Origin of the sequence: Pseudomonas sp. HAR-UPW-AIA-41 (assembly GCF_002304225.1) — a bacterium.
Lineage (GTDB): Bacteria > Pseudomonadota > Gammaproteobacteria > Pseudomonadales > Pseudomonadaceae > Aquipseudomonas.
Genome location: NZ_NSLB01000003.1, coordinates 198297 through 221869, shown reverse-complemented (window position 1 = coordinate 221869; position 23573 = coordinate 198297). Strand labels below are relative to the sequence as shown.

Here is a 23573-nt window from a genome sequence, read left to right as displayed (position 1 = left end):
GCTCGATCGCCTGCAACAGACCTATCAGACCCGCCTGGTCATCGGCGGCCGCACCTTCGACCTGATCGTCAATCCAATCCTCGATAACGGCAAACGGATCGGCACCGTAGTCGAGTGGAAGGACATGACTGCCGAACTGGCAGTGCGTGAGCGTGAGCTAGCTCTGGCTGCCGAAAACGCACGGATCAAAATCGCCCTCGACAATGTCAGCAGCAACGTGATGATCGCTGACAACGAACGCAACATCATTTACATGAACCATACCGTCAAAGCGATGATGCAAAACGCAGAGAGCGATCTACGTAAAGTCCTCCCCAGCTTTGATGCAGGCCGCTTATTGGGCGGCTCGATTGATCAGTTCCACAAGAATCCAGAACATCAGAAGCATCTGCTGGCTACCTTCACCAGCACGTACCGGACACAGATCGAAGTTGGCGGACGCACCTTCGCTCTGGCAGCCAACCCAGTCATCAGCGACAGCGGGGAACGTCTCGGCTCCGTAGTCGAGTGGAATGACCGCACAGTGGAGGTTGCAGTTGAACACGAAGTCGCAGGCGTCGTAACCGCAGCCGCTAATGGCGACTTCAGTCAGCGCCTTGACCTGCGCGACAAACATGGCTTCCTGCTCAACCTCGCCACGGGTCTGAATCAGTTGGTGGAAACGGCCGACAAGGGACTGCAGGATGTGGTGCGGATGCTCGGTGCCCTGGCACAGGGTGACCTGACCCAACGCATCACCGACGACTATCACGGTACTTTTGGCCAGTTGAAGGATTTTGCCAACGAAACAGCGATCAGTCTGTCACGCATGCTCGGACAAATCCGTGAGGGCGCTGACACCATCTACACAGCCGCCAACGAGATTTCCGTCGGCAACACCGACCTGTCCTCGCGCACCGAAGAACAGGCTTCCAGCCTCGAAGAAACCGCATCGAGTATGGAAGAGTTGACCAGTACCGTGAAACTCAATGCAGACAACGCACGCCAAGCCAACTCCCTCGCCATGAATGCCTCGGAAGTGGCCAGCGATGGCGGTCAGTTGGTTGAACGAGTCGTGCTCACCATGTCGTCGATCAATGAATCGTCACGCAAGATTTCCGACATCATCGGGGTCATCGACGGCATTGCCTTCCAAACAAACATCCTAGCCCTCAATGCTGCGGTCGAAGCAGCCCGAGCAGGGGAGCAAGGACGTGGCTTCGCCGTGGTAGCCGCGGAAGTCCGCAACCTGGCACAGCGGTCTGCCGCAGCTGCCAAGGAAATCAAAACCCTGATCTCCGACTCAGTGGACAAAGTCGAGACCGGCAACACTCTGGTTGCTCAGGCTGGCAAGACCATGAGTGAGATCGTCACTGCCATCAAACGCGTCACCGACATCATGGCCGAAATCGCTGCTGCCTCTGCCGAGCAAAGTACGGGGATTGAAGAGGTCAACGGTGCGGTCAGCCAGATGGATGAAATGACACAACAGAATGCTGCCTTGGTGGAGCAAGCCGCCGCGGCGGCAGAGTCTCTTCTAGATCAAGCTGCTGCAATGACCGAAGCTGTGGGCATTTTCAAGTTTGATCACACCAACCAACGCCCAGCATTGGTGGCTCCAGCAGTCGCGCGTACCACAACCGCTTCGTCGCGTAATGAACGGACGCAACGCCAGGCGCTACCTCGTGCCAGCAGCCACGACGATGAATGGGAGCAGTTCTGAAAAGACGTATTCAGGTGTCGCTAAACCGCGGCAAAGGGGTTGTGCTCGAAATCCAGCATGGGAGTAGGCATGGCTGAAGAAGTTCGCGAGTTTCAGTATCGTGCCGAAGACTTTCAGCAGGTGCGCCGTCTGCTCTATGAGCGCTCAGGCATCAGCCTCTCGGAGAGCAAGGATCAGATGGTTTACAGCCGTCTGGCCCGACGGCTGCGGGCGCTTGGCTTGGATAGTTTCAGCGCCTATTTCAGCCACCTGCAGCAGCGCGATGACGAATGGCAGGAGTTCGTCAACGCCCTGACAACGAACCTCACCTCCTTCTTCCGGGAAAACCATCACTTCGAGGCATTAGCGGAATACCTGCAGCAGCATCCTAGACCAAATGGCCCAATCCGAATCTGGTGCTCAGCCGCGAGCACAGGCGAGGAACCCTATTCACTGGCAATCACCGCCATGGAGGCTTTTAACAGCCTGCACCCACCGGTGCGAATCATGGCCTCTGATATTGATACTGGCGTGCTGCGCACAGCCGCCAAAGGGGTCTACCCCCTCAATCGTGTCGAACAGTTATCCATTGCTCGCAAGAAGCGCTTTTTCTTGCGAGGGAAAGGACGCCAGGAGGGCATGGTGCGGGTCCGTGATGAGCTGCGCGATCTCGTCGATTTTCAGCAGATAAACCTGCTCGATCCGCGCTGGCCAGTCGAGCCGGGGCTGGACGTAATCTTCTGCCGCAACGTAATGATTTATTTCGACAAGTCGACCCAGCAACAGCTCCTTGAACGAATGGTTAAGCTGCTGCATAGACATGGCCTGTTCTTCGCTGGCCATTCGGAGAGCTTCGTCCAGGCCACTCATCTGGTCCGACTGATCGGTAGAACCATTTACCAGCCAGCCTATCCAGGCAGTTGCCCACCATGAGCGACAACGACACCAGCGAGCTGGCACCCAATACCTACTACGACCGTCACTTTCACTGCGAAGCGGTGAAAATCCAGCCGGGTGAGTACTATGCCACTCAACGCGACTTGCTAATCGTGACCGTTCTAGGCTCGTGCGTCGCGGTATGTCTTCGCGACTGTAGTAACGGCATTGGCGGGATGAATCACTTCATGCTGCCAGGCAATACCGAAGAGGGAAGCAACCCACTATCCAGCTCGGCGCGCTATGGGGTGTATGCCATCGAGATCCTGATCAACCAGTTACTCAAACTTGGCGCTCAGCGGCGCCATCTGGAAGCCAAAGTATTTGGCGGCGCCAGCGTGTTGCGTGGTTTCGGCAGTAATAACGTGGGCAAACGCAACGCCGAGTTTGTACTCGACTACTTGCACACAGAGAGCATCCCGGTGGTAGCTCAGGACCTGATGGATACTTATCCGCGTAAAGTCTACTTCTTTCCTGCCAATGGTCGGGTCATGCTGAAAAAAATCAAATCACTGCACAACACCACCCTGCTCGACCGGGAGATGGAGTACAGCCTGCGCATCAAGCGCACACCCGTAGCAGGTGAAATCGATCTGTTCTAGGAGCAAACATGCCGATCAAGGTTCTGATCGTCGACGATTCCGCGCTGATTCGCGCTCTGCTCAAGGAAATCATTCAGCAGGACCCAGAGCTGCAACTGGTTGGCCAGGCGCCGGATGCCTACGTTGCACGGGACCTGATCAAGCAGTTCAACCCCGACGTCATCACCCTCGACATCGAAATGCCGCGCATGGATGGCCTGACCTTCCTGGAAAAGCTGATGAACGCGCGGCCAACTCCGGTGGTGATGATCTCCTCACTCACCGAAAGCGGTTCCGAAGCCACCTTCCGTGCCATGGAACTGGGCGCGGTGGACTTCGTCGCCAAGCCCAAGCTGGGTATCCGCGAGGGCATGGAAGCCTATGCCGACGACATTCGCGACAAGATCAAGGCGGCCAGCCGCGCCCGCCTGAGCAAACCCCGGGCCGCCGGCAAAACCATGGACAGCAGCGACAAGGCGCCCCGTGAGAGTCGCAGCCCGATCGTCGGTACCGAGAAGATCATCGCCATCGGCGCCTCCACCGGCGGCACCGAAGCGATCAAGGATGTTCTGATCGATATGCCGGCCGACAGCCCCGGCATTGTCATCACCCAGCACATGCCACCGGGCTTCACCCGCACCTTTGCCGAGCGCCTCAATCGCCTCAGCCGCCTGCATGTGATCGAGGCCAGGGGCGGCGAGCGTATCCTGCCGGGGCATGCCTTCGTCGCTCCCGGCGACCATCACCTGCTGGTCGAACGTTCGGGCGCCAACTATGTCACCCGTCTTTCCGATGCGCCTCAGGTGCACCGGCACCGTCCGGCCGTGGACCCGATGTTTGAATCCGTGGCCAAGTGCGCCGGGCGCAACGTCATCGCGGCGCTGCTGACCGGCATGGGCAAGGATGGTGCGATCGGCCTCAAGACCATCCGCGAGGCCGGCGGCTACACCGTGGCACAGGATGAGGCGAGCTGCGTGGTGTACGGCATGCCCCGGGAAGCGGTGCTGCTGGGCGGCGCCGAGGAAGTGCTGAGCCTTGAGCAGATTGCCGAAGCCCTGATGCAACAGGTGAGGAAGCGCGGCGGCGGCAACCGCGTCTGAATGCACCAGGCGACGGAAAGCCTTGGGCTTGCCCGTTCGCGCGGCTATAATCACCGAGTTTTTTGCGTCGGCCGGCCCCCGGACGACGCTCCCGCCACCCGACCGAGGGGCGCTGCAGCAGACCCCTCCGGTTTCACCGGTCTGTCAGGCTCGGTCGGGGCGCGTTCCCCAGGCTGCCGGAAGCTACCGCCTCCGCCCTGCAAACGCACCAACGGCGCCCATTCGCATTGCATACGAATGGAGACTCACGCATGAGCGCTGCTTTTGCCGATTACAAGGTTGCCGACATTTCCCTGGCCGACTGGGGCCGCAAGGAAATCATCATTGCCGAATCCGAGATGCCTGCCCTGATGGGCCTGCGCCGCAAGTATGCGGCGAGCCAGCCGCTGGCCGGCGCCAAGATCATCGGCTGCATCCACATGACCATCCAGACCGCCGTGCTGATCGAAACCCTGATCGCCCTCGGCGCTGAAGTCCGCTGGTCGTCCTGCAACATCTTCTCCACCCAGGATCAGGCCGCTGCCGCCATCGCCGCCGCCGGTATTCCGGTATTCGCCTGGAAGGGCGAGACCGAAGAAGAGTACGAGTGGTGCATCGAGCAGACCATCCTCAAGGACGGTCAGCCGTGGGACGCCAACATGATCCTCGACGACGGTGGCGATCTGACCCAGATCATCCACCAGAAGTACCCGGCGATGCTGGACAAGATCAACGGCATCACCGAAGAAACCACCACCGGTGTTCACCGCCTGCTCGACATGCTCAAGGCCGGCACCCTGAAAGTCCCGGCGATCAACGTCAACGACTCGGTGACCAAGAGCAAGAACGACAACAAGTACGGCTGCCGTCACAGCCTGAACGACGCCATCAAGCGCGGTACCGACCACCTGCTGTCCGGTAAGCAGGCCTTGGTGATCGGCTACGGCGACGTGGGCAAGGGCTCGGCCCAGTCCCTGCGTCAGGAAGGCATGATCGTGAAAGTCACCGAGATCGACCCGATCTGCGCCATGCAGGCCTGCATGGACGGCTTCGAAGTCGTATCGCCCTACCTGAACGGTCTGAACGACGGCACCGAAGCCTGCGTCGACAAGGCCCTGCTGGCCAAGATCGACCTGATCGTGACCACCACCGGCAACGTCAACGTCTGCGACGCCGGCATGCTCAAGGCACTGAAGAAGCGCGCCGTGGTGTGCAACATCGGTCACTTCGACAACGAAATCGACACCGCTTTCATGCGCGCCAACTGGGGCTGGGAAGAGGTCAAACCGCAGGTGCACAAGATTCACCGCACCGGCAAGACTGTCGACCCCACCAACGATGACTACCTGATCCTGCTGGCCGAAGGCCGTCTGGTCAACCTGGGCAACGCCACCGGCCACCCGAGCCGCATCATGGACGGTTCCTTCGCCAACCAGGTACTGGCGCAGATCCACCTGTACGGTGCCAAGTTCGCTGCCCTGCCGGCCGCCGAAAAGAGCGCGCGCATCACCGTTGAAGTGCTGCCGAAGAAACTCGACGAAGAAGTGGCTCTGGAAATGGTCAAGGGCTTCGGCGGCGTGGTTACCCAGCTGACCGGCAAGCAGGCCGAGTACATCGGCGTGACCGTGGAAGGCCCGTTCAAGCCGGATAGCTACCGCTACTGATGTACCAGGAGGGCGGGTTGCGCAGGCAACTCGCCCTTTTTGCGTATCAAGGACCCGATTTATGTCGCAAGAACGCCGTTACAGCTTTGAGTTCTTCCCCACCAAGACCGAAGCCGGACACGAAAAACTGATGAACGTGGCGCGCCAGCTGGCGGGCTACAACCCTGATTTCTTCTCCTGCACCTACGGTGCCGGGGGCTCGACCCGCGATCGCACGCTCAATACTGTGCTACAGCTCGATGGCGAAGTGAAGGTGCCGACCGCTCCGCACCTGTCCTGCGTTGGCGACAGCAAGGCTGAGCTGCGCGAGCTGCTCAACACCTACAAAGACAACGGCATCCGCCGCATTGTTGCCCTGCGTGGCGACCTGCCGTCCGGAATGGGCATGGCCAGCGGCGAACTGCGTTATGCTAACGAACTGGTGGAGTTCATCCGCGCCGAAACCGGTGAACACTTCCACATCGAAGTCGCGGCCTACCCGGAAGTTCATCCGCAGGCCCGCAGCTTCGAAGACGATCTGCACAACTTCGTGCGCAAGGCCAAGGCCGGCGCCGACAGTGCCATCACCCAGTACTTCTTCAGTGCCGACTGCTATTTCTACTTCGTCGAGCGCGTGCAGAAACTGGGCGTGGATATCCCGATCGTCCCCGGCATCATGCCGATCACCAACTACAGCAAGCTGGCCCGCTTCTCCGACGCCTGTGGCGCCGAGATTCCCCGCTGGATCCGCAAGCAGTTGGAAGCCTATGGCGATGATCTGGAGAGCATCCAGGCCTTCGGCGAACAGGTGGTCAGTGCGATGTGCGAACGTTTGCTGGACGGCGGCGCGCCGGGCCTGCATTTCTACACCCTGAATCAGGCCGAACCCAGTTTGGCCATCTGGAACAACCTCAAGCTGCCACGCTGAGGTCCGTGTTCCGGGCCGCCCTCCGGGCCATTACCCAGCGCAGGGTAGTGGCGGTGGAGGGAGCGCAGAATGCGCCAGCCCGGAGCTCTAACACGCGCCCTAGAGTCGGCAGGTTGCCGACAGGATAGGAACCCCGCATGTCCTTTACTTCCCTCGGCCTTTCCGAGGCACTTGCTCAGGCGGTCGAAGCCGCCGGCTACACCACGCCGACTCCGGTGCAGCAGCGCGCCATTCCCGCCGTTCTGCAGGGACGCGACCTGATGGTGGCGGCACAGACCGGCACCGGCAAAACCGGTGGCTTTGCCCTGCCGGTTCTGGAACTGCTGTTCCCCAACGGTCACCCAGACCGCGAGCACCGTCACGGCCCGCGCCAGCCGCGCGTGCTGGTGCTGACACCGACCCGCGAACTGGCGGCTCAGGTCCACGACAGCTTCAAGCTCTACGCCCGCGACCTGCCGCTGACCAGCGCCTGCATCTTCGGCGGTGTCGGCATGAAGCCGCAGGTGGATGCCGTGGCCAAGGGCGTTGATGTCCTGGTGGCCTGCCCCGGCCGCCTGCTCGACCTGGTTGGCCAGGGCAGCATCGACCTGTCGCGCGTGGAAATTCTCGTTCTCGACGAAGCCGACCGCATGCTCGACATGGGCTTCATCCATGACGTCAAAAAGGTCCTCGCCAAGCTGCCGGCCAAGCGCCAGAACCTGCTGTTCTCGGCGACCTTCAGCAAAGACATCACCGACCTGGCCAACAAGCTGCTGCACAACCCCGAGCGTATCGAGGTAACGCCGCCGAACACCACGGTCGAGCGCATCGAGCAGCGTGTCTATCGCATCGGTGCCACCAGCAAGCGCGTCCTGCTGGCACACCTGATCACCCAGGGCGCGTGGGAACAGGTGCTGGTATTCACCCGCACCAAGCATGGCGCCAACCGTCTGGCCGAGTACCTGTGCAAGCACGGCCTGCCGGCCGCGCCGATCCACGGCAACAAGAGCCAGAACGCCCGGACCAAGGCGCTGGCCGACTTCAAGGCCAACACCATCCGCATCCTGGTGGCCACCGATATCGCCGCCCGCGGCCTCGATATCGACCAGCTCCCCCACGTGGTCAACTACGAGCTGCCCAACGTCGAGGAAGACTACGTCCACCGCATCGGCCGTACCGGTCGTGCCGGGCGTGCCGGTGAGGCCATCTCGCTGGTGGCGCCGGACGAAGAGCGACTGCTCAAGGACATCGAGCGCCTGACCAAGCAGCGCATTGCCGATGGCGACTGGATGGGCTTCGACCTGGCCGCCGCCGAGGCCAGCCTGGCCCAGAAGGCCAGCGAGCAGCCGGCCGAGGAAGCCCGCGAGGCGCGTCCGCCACGCCAGGGTCGCCAGCAGCAACGCAATGAAGCGCAGGCGGCCGAAGAAGGCGCTGCAAAGAAGAAGCGTCGTCGTCGTGGCGGCAAGAACAAGGGCGAACGCAGCGAGCAGGCCGCCCAGGCCGACGGCAGCGGCGCCAGCCCCGCTCAGGCCAAACCCGCCAAGCCGCGCCAGGAACGTCAGGAGCGCCAACCCCAGGCACCCCGCAAGCCGGTCACCCCGCCTGCGGATCGCGACCCGGAAGAGTTCCTCGACGACGATTACGACAATTTCGGCAACAGCGTCGACTATGTACCGGTTCAGCCCAAGGCCCCGGCCCGTGGCCAGCGTCGTCCCGGCCAGGCACCAGCCAACCGCAGCGGTGCAAGCGGCGGTGCCCGTCAGGGCCAGCCGGGCAGTGGCCGCACAGGCGGTGGCGGTTCAGCCGGCCAGAGTGCCAAGCCCGGTAAACCCCGCGCCGCCAGCAACAAGCCGCGTCGCGATGAATCGCGTCCACGCCGTGACGAGCGCCAGGAGCCTGCCGTGCAGGAGCAGCGCAGCAAGCCCGGCCCGATGATCCTGCGCAAGGGCGAGCGCCTGCCGAGCCTTGAGCAGCTCAACGAGCTGGACAACAATCGCCGCACCCGCGAGCGTCCGGCCCTCCTCTCGCGTAACCGCGACGAGTAAGTTCCGGCCTGAAACAACAACGCCGCCCCAAGGGCGGCGTTGTTGTTTATGCAGGACGCACGCAGTCAGGCTGATGAGCCTTACTGGCGAACGCCTTCCACGGACAGGATCAGCTCGACTTCCTGCGAAGCCGGGCCGAGGTCCTTCTGGATGTCAAAGTCCTTCAGCTTGAGCTTGGTGCTGCCTTCGAAGCCGGCACGGTAGCCGCCCCACGGGTCCTTGCCTTCGCCGATGAACTTGGCGGCGATCACCACCGGCTTGGTCACACCGTTGAGGGTCAGGTTGCCGGTGATGTCGGCGCTGCCCTTGCCGGTGGATTTGACGGCAGTGGAGACAAAGGTCGCAGTCGGGTGCTTGTCGACGTTGAGGAAATCGCCGCTGCGCAGGTGCTTGTCACGCTCAGCATGGTTGGAGTCGACGCTGGCGGTGTTGATGGAAACGCTGACGCTGCTGGCTTCCGGCTTGGCGGCATCGAAGCTGAACTTGCCGTCGAAGTCCTTGAAGGTGCCGTACAGCCAGCTGTAGCCGAGGTGGCTGATCTTGAAGTTGATGAAGGCATGCTGGCCCTGCTTGTCGATGGCGTAATCAGCCGCCAGGGCTTGTTGGGCAAACAGGGCAGCGCCCAGGGTCAGGGCAGCGAAGGATTGCTTCAGCATCGGGTTTTCTCCTTGTGGGACGGTGAGGTCAGCGTTATGTACGACCGAACATGCGCACCAGGGTGGCATCACGGTCGATGAAATGGTGTTTGAGAGCGGCCAGGGCATGCAGACCAGCGAAGATCACCAGCCCCCAGGCCAGGTATTCGTGCACGACGCCGGCCAGGTCTTCCTGATCGGGCAGGCTGGTCAGGGTCGCCGGCACCTCGAACAGGCCGAACACGGCGATGCCACGGCCATCGGCGGTAGAAATCAGATAGCCGGAGAGCATCAGGGCGAACAGGCCGACATACAGCAGCAGATGACCGGCCTTGCTGGCCAGGCGGGTATGCGCATCATGGCTGGGCAACGCCTGCGGGGAGGGACTCAGAAAACGCCAGAGCACACGCAGCAGCATCAGCGCGAAGAGGGTGATGCCGATGCTCTTGTGCAGGTCGGGCGCCGTGCGGTACCAGCTGCTGTAGTAGTCCAGGCCGACCATCCACAGGCCCAGGCCGAACAGGCCAAACACGGCAACAGCCACCAGCCAGTGCAAAAGAATGCTGGTCAGACCATAGGTACGCGGGGAATTACGCCATTGCATTAGCCGAATGCTCCATCAAGAGATGCTGCTAGCCTAGCGGCAATAATGCGAATGAAAAGCGCAAATCTTCGCTGTGAAATATCGAGTAACCTGATCGTTCGGCCAACACCCCGGCAGGGCCAGGCATCACAGGCTCTGCACAGAAGGGTCCTGAAGCAGCAAAAGCCTGAGTGACTGCTGCTGCCCCGCCGCCCTCTGATAGGCTTGGCGGATCAATGAGGAGAGAGCCCATGGGCCTGAATGTCGACTGGATGCAGCGTGACCTGAACGTGCTCTGGCACCCCTGCACGCAGATGAAAGACCACGAGACCCTGCCGCTGATTCCGATCAAACGTGGTGACGGTGTCTGGCTGGAAGACTTCGAAGGCAAGCGCTATCTGGATGCCGTCAGTTCCTGGTGGGTCAATGTGTTCGGCCATGGCAATCCACGTATCAACCAGCGCATCCGCGACCAGCTCGACCAACTGGAGCACGTGATGCTCGCCGGCTTCACCCATCAACCGGTCATCGAGCTGTCCGAGCGGCTGGTGCAGATCACCCCACCGGGGCTGGACCGGGTGTTCTACGCCGATAACGGCTCCTCCGGTATCGAAGTGGCGCTGAAGATGAGCCACCACTACTGGATCAACAACGACCAGCCCGCCAAGAAGCGCTTCGTCACCCTGACCAACAGCTACCACGGCGAGACGGTGGCGGCCATGTCGGTGGGCGACGTGGCGCTGTTCACCGACACCTACAAGGCGCTGCTGCTGGATACCATCAAGGTGCCCAGCCCGGACTGTTATCTGCGCCCCGAAGGGATGAGCTGGGAAGAACATTCGCGGAACATGTTCGCCGCCATGGAACAGACCCTGGCCGAACATGCCCACGAAGTCGCGGCAGTGATAGTCGAGCCGCTGATCCAGGGCGCCGGTGGCATGCGTATGTACCACCCGGTGTACCTGACTCTGCTGCGCGAGGCCTGCGACCGCTATGGTGTGCACCTGATTCACGACGAGATCGCCGTCGGCTTCGGCCGTGCCGGAACCCTGTTTGCCTGCGAGCAGGCCGGTATCACCCCGGACTTTCTGGTGCTGTCCAAAGCCCTGACCGGCGGCTACCTGCCGATGGCGGCCGTGCTGACCACCGACCAGGTGTATCAGGCCTTCTACGACGACTACGCCACCCTGCGCGCCTTCCTCCATTCGCACACTTACACCGGCAACCCGCTGGCCTGCGCCGCCGCTCTGGCCACGCTGGATATCTTCGAGCAGGACAACGTCATCGAGAAGAACAAGGCGCTCGCCGCCCGCATGGCCAGTGCCACCGCGCACCTGGCCGACCACCCGCATGTCGCCGAAGTGCGCCAGACCGGCATGGCCCTGGCCATCGAGATGGTGCAGGACAAGCCAGGCAAAACGCCCTATGCCTGGCAGGAGCGCCGTGGTCTGGCAGTGTACCAACACGCCCTGACACGCGGCGCCCTGCTGCGCCCGCTGGGCAGCGTGGTGTACTTCCTGCCGCCTTACGTGATCACTCCGCAGCAGATCGACTTTCTGGCCGAGGTGGCGTCCGAAGGCATCGACCTGGCCACCCGCAACAGGGTAAGCGTGAGCGTCGCCGCCGACCTGTATCCCAATCACCGCGATCCGGGTTAACAGGCGCGCGTCTTGGGTGGACGTTTGGAAAGCGCTCACCACCTCCGCCCGGTCCCGGCCGCTAAAATCCGCGCCTCTGTCCCAGGTTTCTGCCCATGCGCCTATCCCGCTTTTTTATCGACGCCCCGCTTTCCCTTGGCCAGCATGAGCTGCCGGAAGCACAGGCGCACTACATCGGCCGGGTACTGCGACATGCCGTGGGCGACGCCGTGCAGCTGTTCGACGGCAGCGGCCAGGAATACCGTGGCGAGCTGATCGAAGTGGGCAAGAAAAGCGTCCGCGTGGAGCTCACCGAGCAGTTCAACGGCCTCAGCGAGTCGCCGCTGCGCGTACACCTCGGTCAGGGCCTGTCGCGGGGCGAACGCATGGATTGGGCCATTCAGAAGGCCACCGAACTGGGCGCCGCCGAAATCACGCCCATTGTCAGCGAGCGCTGCGAGGTACGCCTGAAAGACGAGCGCGCCGACAAGCGCATGAGCCACTGGCGTCAGGTGGCCATCAGCGCCTGCGAACAGTGTGGCCGCTCGGTGCTGCCGCAGATTAACCCGCCGCTACTTCTGGCCGACTGGCTCACACAGGTCGAGGCCGAGCTCAAGCTGGTTCTGCACCCGGTGGCCGAGCCCCTGCAGAGCCATGCCAAACCCGGCACGCTGGCCTTTCTCATCGGGCCCGAAGGCGGCCTGAGCGAAGCGGAAGTGCTGCGGGCTACTGACTCCGGCTTTCATCCCGCCCGCCTGGGCCGCGGGTGTTACGCACGGAAACCGCCCCGGTGGTCGCGCTGGCCGTGGCCCAGCAGCTGTGGGGCGATTTCTGAGCAGGCATGGTCCACCGCGACCGCCCCGCGGTGCCTGCACCCAGCCCTTTTAGTCGCCTGTGCCGCAGAAGATGCGGAATATCGACACTAAGAGTTGAAGTCACGCCATGCCTGCTGTGACGGCCTGCGTTTTGCAATAAATTCGCGTCCTTGCCCAACCCATCCGGCGGCAAATGGCATATCACCGGGCCGCCTACCGCGCCCGGTCCTACCCAATACGAAAGCCGCCATGGCCCGCCCCTCCACAAGAGGCCGTGCCAACAGGTGGTACAGGAGCACTCTGCATGCTTGATCTGGTCAACACACTCAATGGACTGGTCTGGAGCCCGGCACTGATTTATCTGTGCCTGGGCGTGGGTCTGTACTTCTCCCTGCGCGGGCGTTTTCTTCAGGTTCGCCACTTCAAGGAAATGATCCGCCTGATGTTCATTGGCCGCTCCGATGAGCACGGCATCACCTCGTTCCAGGCCCTGACCATGACCCTGGCCGGCCGGGTCGGTACCGGTAATATCGCTGGCGTGGCCACCGCCATCACCTTTGGCGGCCCGGGTGCGGTGTTCTGGATGTGGATGGTGGCCTTCCTCGGCGCCAGCTCGGCTTTCGTCGAGTCCACCCTGGGCCAGGTCTATAAGGAGAAACTTGACGGCCAGTACCGCGGTGGTCCGGCGTTCTACATCGAGCGCGGCCTGGGCATGAAGTGGTACGCGCTGATCTTCGCTGTGGTTACCATCTTTGCCTGCGGCGTGCTGCTGCCGGGCGTGCAGGCCAACTCCATCGCCGCCGGCGTGCAGAACGCCCTGGGTATCCACCCCAACACCACAGCCGGCGTGCTCGCCATCATGCTGGGCCTGATCATCTTCGGTGGCGTCAAACGCATCGCCACCTTTGCCGAGGTGGTGGTTCCATTCATGGCGCTGGGCTACATCATCGTGGCCTGCGTCATCGTTGCCCTGAACATCAGTGAATTGCCGGGCGTTATCAGCCTGATCCTCAAGAGTGCCTTCGGCCTGGATGCCGGCTTCGGCGCCATCATGGGCCTGGCCATCATGTGGGGCGTCAAGCGTGGCGTTTACTCCAACGAAGCAGGCCAAGGTACCGGGCCGCATGCATCCTCGGCAGCCGCGGTAAGCCACCCGGCCAAGCAGGGCCTGGTGCAGGCTTTCTCGGTGTACGTCGACACCCTGTTTGTCTGCTCAGCCACCGCCTTCATGCTGCTGATCACCGGCCAGTACAACGTTCAGGCACCGGATGGCAGCGCCCTGTTCACCGGCATCGCCGGCGTCGCGGCAGGCCCGGGCTACGTACAGACGGCGATGGAGAACATCATGCCGGGCTTTGGCTCGTACTTCGTTGCGATAGCCCTGTTCTTCTTCGCCTTCACCACCATCGTCGCCTACTACTACATCGCCGAGACCAACATCGCCTACATCAACCGGACGGTTAAGCGTCCCTGGCTGACCCTGGTGCTGAAGTTCGCGATTATCGCGGCCACTGTGTATGGCACGGTGAAGACTGCCGATCTGGCCTGGGGGCTGGGCGATCTGGGTGTGGGCCTGATGGCCTGGCTGAACATCATTGCCATCATCCTGATGCACAAGGTCGCCTACGTCTGCTTGAAGGACTACGAGGCGCAGCAAAAGGAAGGCAAGGACCCGGTCTTCCACCCGGAAAAGCTCGGCATCAAGAATGCCGATTACTGGAGCGGAAACCGCTCTGAGGAAAACCTCAAGGCTGAACTGCAGGAACTGGGCGAAACACCCAAGTCCTGATAGCAGCCAGCAAAAAGCCCCGGCGCCCGCCAACCCGCAAGGGTTGCCCGGGCGACCGGGGCTTTGTTTTAGCTCGGGGAAATCAGATCAGGCCGGCATCCGCCAGTTTCTGCTCCAGCGCCACCAGATCGGGGATCTTCACGATCTGCTCATTGACCAGTGCCGCTCCCAGCTCCAGCGGCGCCAGAGGTGCGCTGGCCGGAGCCAGATTGGCGTCGACCTTGACCGAGTGCGGAATGCCCTGCACCAGCAGGGCGATGAATTTGACATGTTCACGCGCACCCAGCGCATTGAGCACCGCGACGCGAGCGCCACTCGCCACCTTGGCCTCACCGTCGGAAGCTGCTTCGAACGACAGCAGTGGCAGGCGCAGGTCACGCCAGGCCACCTGACCCAAGAACCAGTTGGGCATGCCCTCGCTGGCCTGTGGCGCACGATAGGGAATCAGCTCGGCCACCGCCACGTTGGGCAGCAGCAGGGTACGGTCGGCCAGCGGCACCAGCAGGCCGGTCAGATGACTGCTCTGCTGGACGCTCGGCTGATTGCTCTGCTGAACGGAAACTTGGCTCATCGATCACTCCAGGATACGGCAAACGGCGGGCACAAGAGGCCCACCGGCAAATAGCTCAATTGACCTGGGCCGCCAGGTGGTTGACCAGGGCCTCGGCCAGCTCGCGCGGGTCACCGCTGAACTCGCTGTAGCCACCCTCGCGCAGACTGTCGGGCATGCTCGGGCAGGCACAGGAATCGGCTTTCTGCGTCCAGATCAGCCCGCCCTGACGCCGAACATAGGCCGCCGCCGCGCTGCCATCGGACCCCATGCCACTGAAGGCAATGACCCCGCACTGGGCGCCGTACTGCTGCGCCAGATTGAGCATCATCTGGTCGATCGACGGGCTGTAGGGCTCGGGCCAGGCACAGTCTGCAACCTGCATCTGCCCTGCCTCGCTGAAACGCAGCTCATGGCTGATTGGCACCACGATGACTTCACCATTGCGCACGCTGTCGCCATCACGCACCGGGTTCACATGCCACTGGCTATGCCGGCCCACCGCCTGCGGCAGACTGGCCTCGAAGCTGGCATCGATGTGCTGGGCATAGACAAACCCGACCGGCAGACCACCCGGCAAGACATCGAGGAAAGCCTTGACCGCCGCCGGGCCACCCAGTGAGGCCGCCAGCAGCCACACCTGCTTGGCCGGCTCGCCAGCCACCAGCGGCGTGGCCGCCAGTTCCTGCGGCAGTCCCAGACGGGTGGTGCGTTGTGCTTCGTTGAGCAGCGCCTCCAGGCTCGGCCCCACTGCCTGGGCGGGGTCACCGACCAGACGCTTGAGCTTGCCGAACAACCGGCGCTCCCAGCGCGGATAGTTTTCCGAATGACGCTCCGGGGCGTGCCCCTCACCGAACAGCACCGGGGCGCTGGCATGCTCCAGCAGGCTGTCGACCAGCGGCGACTCTTCGGACTGAGCCAGATCCACCAGCCACAGGTCGGTCTCACAGCCGCTCAGGGCTTCCTGATCCAGTCGCGCCGGGTCGGAGTTGAGCACCACCTGATAGCCGTTCCCGGCCAAGGCCTGCTGCAACACATGGCGCTGCAGCGAGGTATCGGCAATGACGGCAATGCGCGCAGCGGTTTTATCAGTCATGGGCTTTAACCAGATTCTGGATGGTTTCGAGCAACAGCGACTCCTGATACGGCTTGCCGAGGTACTCGTTGACGCCGATAGCCAGGGCACGCTCACGGTGTTTGTCACCGGTACGCGAGGTAATCATGATGATCGGCAGATCCTTCAGGCGCTCATCGTGACGAACAAGGGTTGCCACCTCAAAGCCGTCCATACGCGGCATTTCGATGTCGAGCAGCATGATGTCCGGCTTGTGCTCCTGCAGCTGAGCGATGGCATCCACCCCGTCCTTGGCCGTCACCACGTTCATGCCGTTGCGCTCCAGAAGACGCGAGGTAACCTTGCGCACGGTCACCGAGTCGTCCACCACCATGACCAGGGTCGGCCGGTCGCGCTCGACCTCCGCCTCGGTCGGACCAACACGAAGCGCACGCGGCATCTGGGCAATTGCATGAGCGTGAAGAACCCGGATGGTGGCCAGCAGGTCGAGAATCACCACCACGCGGCCGTCACCGAGGATGGTGGCACCGGAGATGCCATGCACAGCAGCGAACTGCGCACCGAGGCTCTTCACCACGATTTCACGTGAGCCCGCCAGGCTGTCCACCTGCACCGCCACGGCATGTTCAGCCGAGCGCACCAGAATCACCGGCAGTGGCAGGCTCTGGCCGACCAGCTTGGGCTGCTGGCCGTTATCCAGCAGCTCGCCGAGGTATTTCAGTTCGTAGGCCTGCCCCGCATACTCGAAACGCGGCGCATCGACCTGCCCGTCCTCACGCTTGTACAGCTCCTCCAGCTCGTACGGCGAAACGCGCACGATACCTTCGATGGTGTTCAGCGGGATGGCGTAGAGGTCTTCACCCGAGTACACCATCAGCGCGCGGTTGACCGACACGGTAAAGGGCAGGCGGATGGTGAAGGTAGTGCCCTGTCCGGCAGTCGAATCGATGCTCATGCTGCCGCCGAGCTGTTTGACCTCGGAGTGCACCACGTCCATGCCGACGCCGCGACCGGAGATCTGCGTAACCTTCTCGGCTGTGGAGAAACCGGCCTCGAGGATGAACTGCAGCACCTCATGATCCGACAGGCTGCTGTCGGCATCCATCAGGCCGCGTTCGATGGCCTTCTTGCGCACAGCCTCCAGCTTGATGCCGCCGCCGTCGTCGGCCAGGGTCAGGACGATATCGCCCCCCTCGCGGCCGAGGTTGAGGCGTATGGTGCCCACCTCACTCTTGCCGGCGGCCAGACGCTGTTCGGGACGCTCGACACCGTGGTCCACGGCGTTGCGCAGCATGTGTTCCAGCGGCGCAACGATACGTTCCAGCACGGTACGGTCCATTTCACCCTCGGCGTTACCGACGATGAACTCGACCTGCTTGTTCAGCTCACCCGCCACCTGACGGACGATCCGGCGCAGACGCGGTACCAGACGGTCGAACGGCACCATGCGGGTGCGCATCAGTCCTTCCTGCAGCTCGGTGTTGACCCGGGCCTGCTGCAGCAGCAGGGTTTCCGCGTCACGGTTCTTGGCCGCCAGGGTTTCCTTCAGATCGAGCAAGTCGGACGCCGACTCGAACAGCGCCCGCGACAGTTGCTGCAGGTGCGAGTGACGGTCCATTTCCAGCGGGTCGAAATCTTCGTAGCCTGCACGCTCGGCTTCGGCCTGGTAGCGGCTGAGAATCTGCGCCTGGGTTTCGGTATCCAGACGGCGCAGCTGATCACGTACCCGCTCGATGGTCGCTTCCATCTCGCTCAGGGTGTAACCGACGTCACTGACCTGCTGCTCGACCCGGCCACGGAAGATCGAAGTCTCACCCGCGAGGTTGACCAGCCCCTCGAGCAGTTCCGCCGGAACCTTGACCATTTCCTGCGGAGCACGGCGGGACGCTGCCTCCAGCGCCGCCTCCTGAGCACGCTGCACGAAGGGCAGAACCTTGGCCGCCGACGGCAGCATCTGCGCCGAGCTGGCCGCCGCAATGATCGGGCTGTCGAGCTTAGGGTTCGCCGGTAGATAGTCCACAGCCGGAGCACCCACAGACACGTCAGCGCGCGGCGCCGGCGCCTGCAGGCTCTGATTGACCCGCTCGCGCAGCTGTTCTACACCGGCCTGCAAACCTTCCAGTCCGGACTGCACATCAGCATGCAGGCTTTCCGGCCATGGCTGACCCTGACGCTGCGCCTCGGTCAGGTGCTGCTCCAGATCATGGGCCAGATCACCCAGTTGTTTTTGTCCGGCCAGGCGGGCACCGCCTTTGAGGGTGTGCAGCACACGCAACAGTTCGGCGACCGGCGCTTCATCGGCAGGATTGTCCTGAAGCTGGTTACTCGCCTGTTCCAGGGCCTCCAGCAGGTCATCCGCTTCCTCCAGGAAGATATCGAGGATATCGGCGTCGGCTTCGTCATCCACCGCAGCCACTGGCGCCAGCGGCTCCAGATGAACACTGGTCGGCACGCTGAGCTGTTCATCCGGATTGGCCCGGAAGCGCTTGATGGTGTCGATCAGCGCCTGACCGTCAGGAATCGCCTGCTGATCACGCACGGCCTCCAGCATCTCAGCCAGACGGTCCTGACAGGCCTGGAGCAGGGTGAACAGCTCGGGGCTTGCGCGCAGACGACCGCCGCAAAGACCCTCGTAGAGGAATTCCAGCTCATGGGCGAGATCGCCGATTTCGCGGATCTCGGCCATGCGCGCACCACCCTTGAGGGTATGCAGATCGCGCTGCAGGGACTCGACCTCAAGAGTGTTGTCGACATTTTCCATCCAGCGCTGCAGGGCGGCGCCGGCGCTCTCAAGGATGTCGAAGCCCTCTTCCAGGAAAATCTCGACCAGTTCCTGATCACGCTCATCCAGCACCACCGGCGTCTGCGTATGACTGACGGGCGCCACCTCAACAACCGGTTCGGCAACCACCTCGGCGACGCTCAACGGCTCTTCGTCGGCAGGCAGAGTCTCCTCAAGCTCAACCAGCGGCAGAGCTGCCTCGGCGACGGGCTCATGCTCGGCTTCGAGCACCGGCCACTCTTCAGCCTCAACCAGCAGCGAGGAATCCTCGTCTGCCGCCTGCAGCTCGGCCACCTCAGCAACCGCGTCACTTTCCGGCGCCTGCGGCTCTTCAACCAGTTCGAGCACAGGCCACTCTTCGGCCTCGGCCAGCAAGGGCTGATCATCCGCGGCGCCCAGTTCGATCTCCGTTTCCGGCTCGGTGGCCACCTCGACATCGGCCAGCACTGGCTCAACCGCTTCCTCTCTTACCTCAGGCGCAGGTGTAGCCTGCTCTGCCTGCGCGTCAGGCAGCGGCGAAGCACCGCCGGACTTGCGGAACGCCAGAATGGTGCCGATCAGCTCCTGCGGATCACGCAGACCGCGACCGGCCTGCAGTTGATCCAGCTGCTGGGCCAGGCAGTCATGACTCTGCTGCAGCAGGCCGGCGAGCGCCGGGGAGAATTGATAACGACGATCCACCAGACCTTCGTAGAGCGACTCCAGCTCATGGGCCAGATCACCAATCGGTCGAATCTCTGCCATGCGCGCACCACCCTTGAGGGTGTGCAGGTCACGCTGCAGGGCTGCCAGCGGGCTGGCGTTGTCCGGCTGCTGCAACCAGCGATCCAGTGCCTGAGCCGCGCTGTCGAGAATATCGAAGGCTTCCTCCAGGAAGATTTCGACCATCTCCTGATCCAGAGCGCCCATCTCGCTGATCACCGGCGCCGCCTGAGGTTCGGCCACCTGCGGTTCAGAGACGTCTACCACCGGCTCGATTTCAGGCTCGGGCTGTACCAGCTCGGCAACAGGCTCCGGCAATTCAGGTGCTGCGACGTCGACCAGCTCCTCAATCAGGAGATTCTGCTCGGGACTCAACAGCGCCAGTTGCTCGTCCGACAGCGCACTGGCCAGCAAGGCGCGCAGGGCGGCTTCACGCTCAGGCTGAGCGGTCACCTCAAGGCCGGCCGCCACCTGATCCATCATGCTGATCAGTGCTTCGTGGGCCTGCTCGGCCTCGCTGAAGAAGGTTTCGCTGACCGCCAGACGGCCGTCTTCCACCTTGCCGTAGATGTCCAGCAACAGCCCACTGAGCGCTTCAATCTGTGGCAACTCGGCCATCTCGGCGCCACGGCCGAGGGTGGTCAGCTCTTCCAGCAGGGCACCCAGCTCCTGGCGCTCGGCCGGATGCGCGCGCCACTGGCGCAGCAGGTCTTCGGCATCGAGGAGAATATCCATGCCCTCGGCCAGGAAGATCGAAATCAGTTGCGGGTCACGCACCACACCGGCAGCGACCTGACGCGACTGCTCGGCCGCATCGAGGCGCTCATGATGCAGTTGCTGAATACGTGCGAGCAGCTCGGCAGTGCCTTCGATAGGCGCCAACCCCTGGCTGCTCAATTCATTCAGGCCTTTGCGCAGCAGCTTGCCGGCATCGCGCAGCAACTCGGCTTCCGCGAGGTCAACCTGCAGCAGGTTGGCCTTGAACTCCTTAACCAGTTTTTCCAGCGGCGTGGCAATCTCCGCAATCGGCAGGATGCCGGCCATGTGCGCGCTGCCCTTGAGTGTATGCAGCGAGCGCTGCAGCTCATCGGTGACCGGCTGCGGCAGTTCGCGGTCACACTGGGCCAGGAAGGCGTCCAGATTGTCGAGATGGAACTCGGCCTCACCACTGAAAATCTCCAGCAGCTGCGGATCGAGCAGCTCCTCTGCGGCTGCAGCAACCTCAATATCAGGTTCTGCGGCCTCAAGCGGGCTCTGACCGGAAAGCACTGCAACGGCCTCTTCTGCCGCCTCTTCAGCGGTCTCCAGGCCTGCATCGTCGGATTGCGCCGCAGCAAAAGCCGGGACCGCCTCACCCTTGGCCAGCGCATGGGCAGTGGCCGCCAAGTGGTCGACATCGTCACGTTGACGCTGCTGCTTGGCGGCATACTCGTCGACCAGCGCCGGCATCAGGGCGACCACATCGGCCACCACCTGCTGCACGGCATCACCCGGCTGGATACTGCGATCGAGCACGCGGTTAAGCATGTTTTCGATCGACCAGGCCAGTTCGCCGATGACCAGAGCGCGAACCATGCGACCACTGCCCTTGAGGGTGTGGAAGGCACGCCGGACTTCGGTCAGGGCCTCCTTGTCGTCGGTATTCGCACGCCACTGCGGCAGGTACTCATTAATGGTTTCGAGGACCTCGGCCGCTTCCTCGATGAACACTTCCTGCAGCTCATCGTCAATCGGCTCTTCATCGGCCGGCGGCGGCAGCAAGCTCGGCGGGACGTCCCGGGCCGGCGGATTGATCGCCTGCACCGGCGCGGCCATCACATCGGCCATGCTCAGCGGTTTTTCCTGCGGAGCAGCAGGTTCAGCTACCGCGATGGGCTCCGGCAGCTCGACTTCGGGCAGCTCCAGCTCGGCAATCTCGCTTTCGCTCCAGCTCAGCGGCGCGGCATCAACGGCTTGCTCCAGGCTATCCAGGCTGAGCAGCTCATCGGCTGGCAACTCGCCCTCAACCGGTGCCCAGGCATCGGTAGGTTCCGTGACGCCACTGGCTTCCAGCTCAAGGCTGTCCAGTGACAGGTCGCCGAGACTGAGGTCCTCTGCAACCTCGATAGCCGGCTGCGACTCGCCTTCTGCCGCAACGTCCTCTGTCAGCTCTAATGCCGGCAGCTCATCAAGCAATTCGAACGTCAGCGGCTCGCTGCCGGACGCTTCGCTCTGCAGCGGAGCCTCGTCCAGCCAGGGCTGAGTCTCTGTGGGGGCAGCCATTTCCTCAGATTCGGCCAGCGGCAGAGTGAAATCGATTTCCTCTTCCGCATCAGCAGCCGCGTCAGGCTCGGACGCGACGTCTTCGCTGCCGATCATCTCCAGCTCATCCAGCGGATCGACCAGTGGCGCCGGCGCTTCCTCGGGCTCAGGCTCATCAAGGATCGAGCGCTGCGGCTTGAGTGAGTAGCCGAGGGTTTCCAGGCTTTCCTCGGCCACATCGAGAATCAGGTCGCCCTGACTGGCGTTGTCCTCGGCCAGGCGCTCGAGGTAATACTCCACGCTGGTGATGGCGTCTGCCAGGGTATCCAGGCTCTGCCAGTTCGGCACCGCCTTGCGCACCAGCAGTTGCTCCTGGATGTAACGATTGCAGGCATCCAGCAGCGCGGCTGCACGCGCCAGCGGAATCATCGCCAGACCACCACGAACCTGGGTCAGCAGCTCCGGCACACGGGCCAGATGCTCATGGTTCCACTGCGAGGCAATAAACTCGATGATCGCGTCCTTGGCCTGTTCCAGGCCGGTGCGCGCTTCTTTGATCACCAGCTGATGGATCTGCGCCACATCGGTAGTCGGCAGATGCTGCTCGTCGTTCGAACCGTCATCGGCGGGTCCGACCATGCCGGCCAGTGTCGCTTCCACGTACAGCAGCGCACCCGCCACATCCATCAGTACCGCATCATTGGGCTCGCGCTGCCCCTGAGCCAGTCCGTGCAGGACGTCCAACTGATCCAGAATGACCTTGCGCGGCTGACCAAAGCCCAGCACGGCCAGGGTATCGGCGATCTGCTTGAGCGGCGCCAGCATGCCTTCCAGTTCTGCCACGCCGCTGCGGTCGCTGCGTACGAACAGATCGAGACTGTCCTTTACCCGCACCAGCTCTTCGCAAAGGGCGGTAACCACCGAACGCATCGCATCGCGGTCGGGACCGGCCATGCGGGCGCGCTCCTCGTCGACCACAGACGAAGCCGGCAAGGCCTCATCGAGGCGATACTGTTCTTTCAGGGCACGAATGCGAGGCGATTCGCTCTCCGCCTTGGCCACATAAAACAGCAGGTTCTTGCTCAGCTCGTCCGGAGCACGCTGATTGAAGCCCTCGGCACCCTGCTCGACCAGACGCTTGAGCTCATGGTCAACCTGACGCAGCAGGGTGCGCACCGAGGTGCCGTTCTGCACACTGCCATTGGCCAGGCCTTCGACGATGCCCGAAGCGATCTGCCACAGCGGCCCCAGCGGGGCTTCGCGGCACAGACTTTCCAGGCGGGCGAACACACGCGCCATGTAACCCAGATTGGTAGCCAGATCCTGATTGCGGATGACCCCGACCAGCGCCATCTGCAGCATCTGCCGCAGCTTGCGCAGCAGTACGGGTAGTTCAGCGGTGCGCAACTGGGCCAGGGCGTCCAGTGTCAGGGCTTCCTGGCGGGAGGACATGTCCGGAGAGAACAGGCTGGTTTCGGAGAGCAGGCTGTCGCCACGGGCAGCACGCAGGTCGTTGAGCAGCGGCAACAGCACCAGCGGCAGGTCACGGCGGGCGGTCTGGATGCGGTCCAGATAGATCGGCAGCTGCAGGATGGCCTGCATCAGCACTTCCAGCGCCTCGCGCTGGTTGCTGGCACGGCCTTCGACCAGAGCCTGGGTCAGGTGCTCCATCTCCTCGGCAAGCAGCGCAGCCCCATAGAACTCGACCATCTGCAGGGTGCCGAGCACCTGATGCACATAGGTCTGGCAGAAACGCAGCCGCGTTGAATCCTGCGGATTCTCGACAAACGCTTCCAGGGCCTGGCGCGCCTGTTTCAGTGTCTCGGCGATTTCACCTTTGACCCACTCCAGGGCGACATAGTCGTGCCGATCACCCATACCGACTCCGCTGC

General features: G+C 62.7%; 13 protein-coding genes, 2 pseudogenes and 1 riboswitch. Of the genes and pseudogenes, 10 read left to right on the top strand and 5 right to left on the bottom strand.

The annotated features are described in order from the left end of the window. Positions 1-166: 166 nt before the first annotated feature. From CK486_RS18275 to CK486_RS08245, 7 genes and pseudogenes are all read left to right on the top strand, one after another. Positions 167-1702, top strand: a pseudogene (locus CK486_RS18275) (methyl-accepting chemotaxis protein); the annotation flags it as partial. 69 nt (positions 1703-1771) lie between these two features. Next, entirely contained in the window at positions 1772-2614 is an 843-nt protein-coding gene (locus CK486_RS08270; protein ID WP_218192095.1) for a CheR family methyltransferase, read from the top strand. After that, positions 2611-3219: a chemoreceptor glutamine deamidase CheD gene (cheD, locus tag CK486_RS08265; RefSeq protein WP_095939813.1), complete on the top strand. Its 609-nt coding sequence runs from the start codon at positions 2611-2613 to the stop codon at positions 3217-3219. The genes CK486_RS08270 and cheD overlap by 4 nt, the downstream gene beginning before the upstream one ends. Positions 3220-3227: 8 nt before the next feature. Next, positions 3228-4298 carry a chemotaxis response regulator protein-glutamate methylesterase gene (locus CK486_RS08260; protein WP_095939812.1) on the top strand — a complete coding sequence of 357 codons (1071 nt, stop codon included), beginning with the start codon at positions 3228-3230 and terminating at the stop codon, positions 4296-4298. A gap of 98 nt (positions 4299-4396) precedes the next feature. Beyond that, positions 4397-4525: riboswitch (S-adenosyl-L-homocysteine riboswitch) on the top strand. A 24-nt stretch (positions 4526-4549) separates the two neighbouring features. Then, positions 4550-5941, top strand: a complete 1392-nt coding sequence (gene ahcY, locus CK486_RS08255) for an adenosylhomocysteinase (protein WP_095939811.1) — start codon at positions 4550-4552, stop codon at positions 5939-5941. 61 nt (positions 5942-6002) lie between these two features. Beyond that, positions 6003-6848, top strand: a complete 846-nt coding sequence (gene metF, locus CK486_RS08250) for a methylenetetrahydrofolate reductase [NAD(P)H] (RefSeq protein ID WP_095939810.1) — start codon at positions 6003-6005, stop codon at positions 6846-6848. Positions 6849-6985: 137 nt separating this feature from the next. Continuing rightward, positions 6986-8872 carry a DEAD/DEAH box helicase gene (locus CK486_RS08245; protein WP_095939809.1) on the top strand — a complete coding sequence of 629 codons (1887 nt, stop codon included), beginning with the start codon at positions 6986-6988 and terminating at the stop codon, positions 8870-8872. An 80-nt stretch (positions 8873-8952) separates the two neighbouring features. Here the strand turns inward: CK486_RS08245 and CK486_RS08240 are convergent, their stop codons facing one another. Together CK486_RS08240 and CK486_RS08235 are read right to left on the bottom strand one after the other, a co-directional pair. After that, the gene (locus CK486_RS08240; RefSeq protein ID WP_095939808.1) at positions 8953-9528 is read right to left on the bottom strand and encodes a YceI family protein; all 576 of its coding nucleotides are present in this window, start codon (positions 9526-9528) and stop codon (positions 8953-8955) included. Between the two features lie 34 nt (positions 9529-9562). Next, positions 9563-10111 carry a cytochrome b gene (locus CK486_RS08235; protein ID WP_095939807.1) on the bottom strand — a complete coding sequence of 183 codons (549 nt, stop codon included), beginning with the start codon at positions 10109-10111 and terminating at the stop codon, positions 9563-9565. Positions 10112-10341: 230 nt separating this feature from the next. Between CK486_RS08235 and CK486_RS08230 the strand changes: the two genes are divergently transcribed. From CK486_RS08230 to CK486_RS08220, 3 genes and pseudogenes are all read left to right on the top strand, one after another. Further along, on the top strand, positions 10342-11748 hold the full coding sequence (locus CK486_RS08230) for an adenosylmethionine--8-amino-7-oxononanoate transaminase (protein ID WP_095939806.1): 1407 nt from the start codon (positions 10342-10344) through the stop codon (positions 11746-11748). Between the two features lie 95 nt (positions 11749-11843). Continuing rightward, positions 11844-12562 (top strand): annotated as a pseudogene (locus CK486_RS08225) (16S rRNA (uracil(1498)-N(3))-methyltransferase). 284 nt (positions 12563-12846) lie between these two features. Further along, complete coding sequence (locus CK486_RS08220) at positions 12847-14331, top strand: sodium:alanine symporter family protein (protein WP_095939805.1); 1485 nt, start codon at positions 12847-12849, stop codon at positions 14329-14331. Positions 14332-14413: 82 nt separating this feature from the next. On the opposite strand, the gene CK486_RS08215 is transcribed toward CK486_RS08220, so the two are convergent. Genes CK486_RS08215 through CK486_RS08205 form a run of 3 tightly spaced genes read right to left on the bottom strand, consistent with a single transcriptional unit; the run spans position 14414 to position 23559 of the window. Beyond that, a complete protein-coding gene (locus CK486_RS08215; protein ID WP_095939804.1) occupies positions 14414-14902 on the bottom strand; it encodes a chemotaxis protein CheW in 489 nt (162 codons plus the stop codon). 55 nt (positions 14903-14957) lie between these two features. Beyond that, a complete protein-coding gene (locus tag CK486_RS08210; protein ID WP_095939803.1) occupies positions 14958-15977 on the bottom strand; it encodes a chemotaxis protein CheB in 1020 nt (339 codons plus the stop codon). Continuing rightward, positions 15970-23559: an Hpt domain-containing protein gene (locus CK486_RS08205; RefSeq protein WP_095940005.1), complete on the bottom strand. Its 7590-nt coding sequence runs from the start codon at positions 23557-23559 to the stop codon at positions 15970-15972. The genes CK486_RS08210 and CK486_RS08205 overlap by 8 nt, the downstream gene beginning before the upstream one ends. Positions 23560-23573: the final 14 nt, after the last annotated feature.

Coding starts and splice junctions, on each gene's coding strand:
- CK486_RS08270 (WP_218192095.1), top strand. CDS start 1,772: ATGGCTGAAGAAGTTCGCGAGTTTCAGTATCGTGCCGAAGACTTTCAG.
- cheD (WP_095939813.1), top strand. CDS start 2,611: ATGAGCGACAACGACACCAGCGAGCTGGCACCCAATACCTACTACGAC.
- CK486_RS08260 (WP_095939812.1), top strand. CDS start 3,228: ATGCCGATCAAGGTTCTGATCGTCGACGATTCCGCGCTGATTCGCGCT.
- ahcY (WP_095939811.1), top strand. CDS start 4,550: ATGAGCGCTGCTTTTGCCGATTACAAGGTTGCCGACATTTCCCTGGCC.
- metF (WP_095939810.1), top strand. CDS start 6,003: ATGTCGCAAGAACGCCGTTACAGCTTTGAGTTCTTCCCCACCAAGACC.
- CK486_RS08245 (WP_095939809.1), top strand. CDS start 6,986: ATGTCCTTTACTTCCCTCGGCCTTTCCGAGGCACTTGCTCAGGCGGTC.
- CK486_RS08240 (WP_095939808.1), bottom strand. CDS start 9,528: ATGCTGAAGCAATCCTTCGCTGCCCTGACCCTGGGCGCTGCCCTGTTT.
- CK486_RS08235 (WP_095939807.1), bottom strand. CDS start 10,111: ATGCAATGGCGTAATTCCCCGCGTACCTATGGTCTGACCAGCATTCTT.
- CK486_RS08230 (WP_095939806.1), top strand. CDS start 10,342: ATGGGCCTGAATGTCGACTGGATGCAGCGTGACCTGAACGTGCTCTGG.
- CK486_RS08220 (WP_095939805.1), top strand. CDS start 12,847: ATGCTTGATCTGGTCAACACACTCAATGGACTGGTCTGGAGCCCGGCA.
- CK486_RS08215 (WP_095939804.1), bottom strand. CDS start 14,902: ATGAGCCAAGTTTCCGTTCAGCAGAGCAATCAGCCGAGCGTCCAGCAG.
- CK486_RS08210 (WP_095939803.1), bottom strand. CDS start 15,977: ATGACTGATAAAACCGCTGCGCGCATTGCCGTCATTGCCGATACCTCG.
- CK486_RS08205 (WP_095940005.1), bottom strand. CDS start 23,559: ATGGGTGATCGGCACGACTATGTCGCCCTGGAGTGGGTCAAAGGTGAA.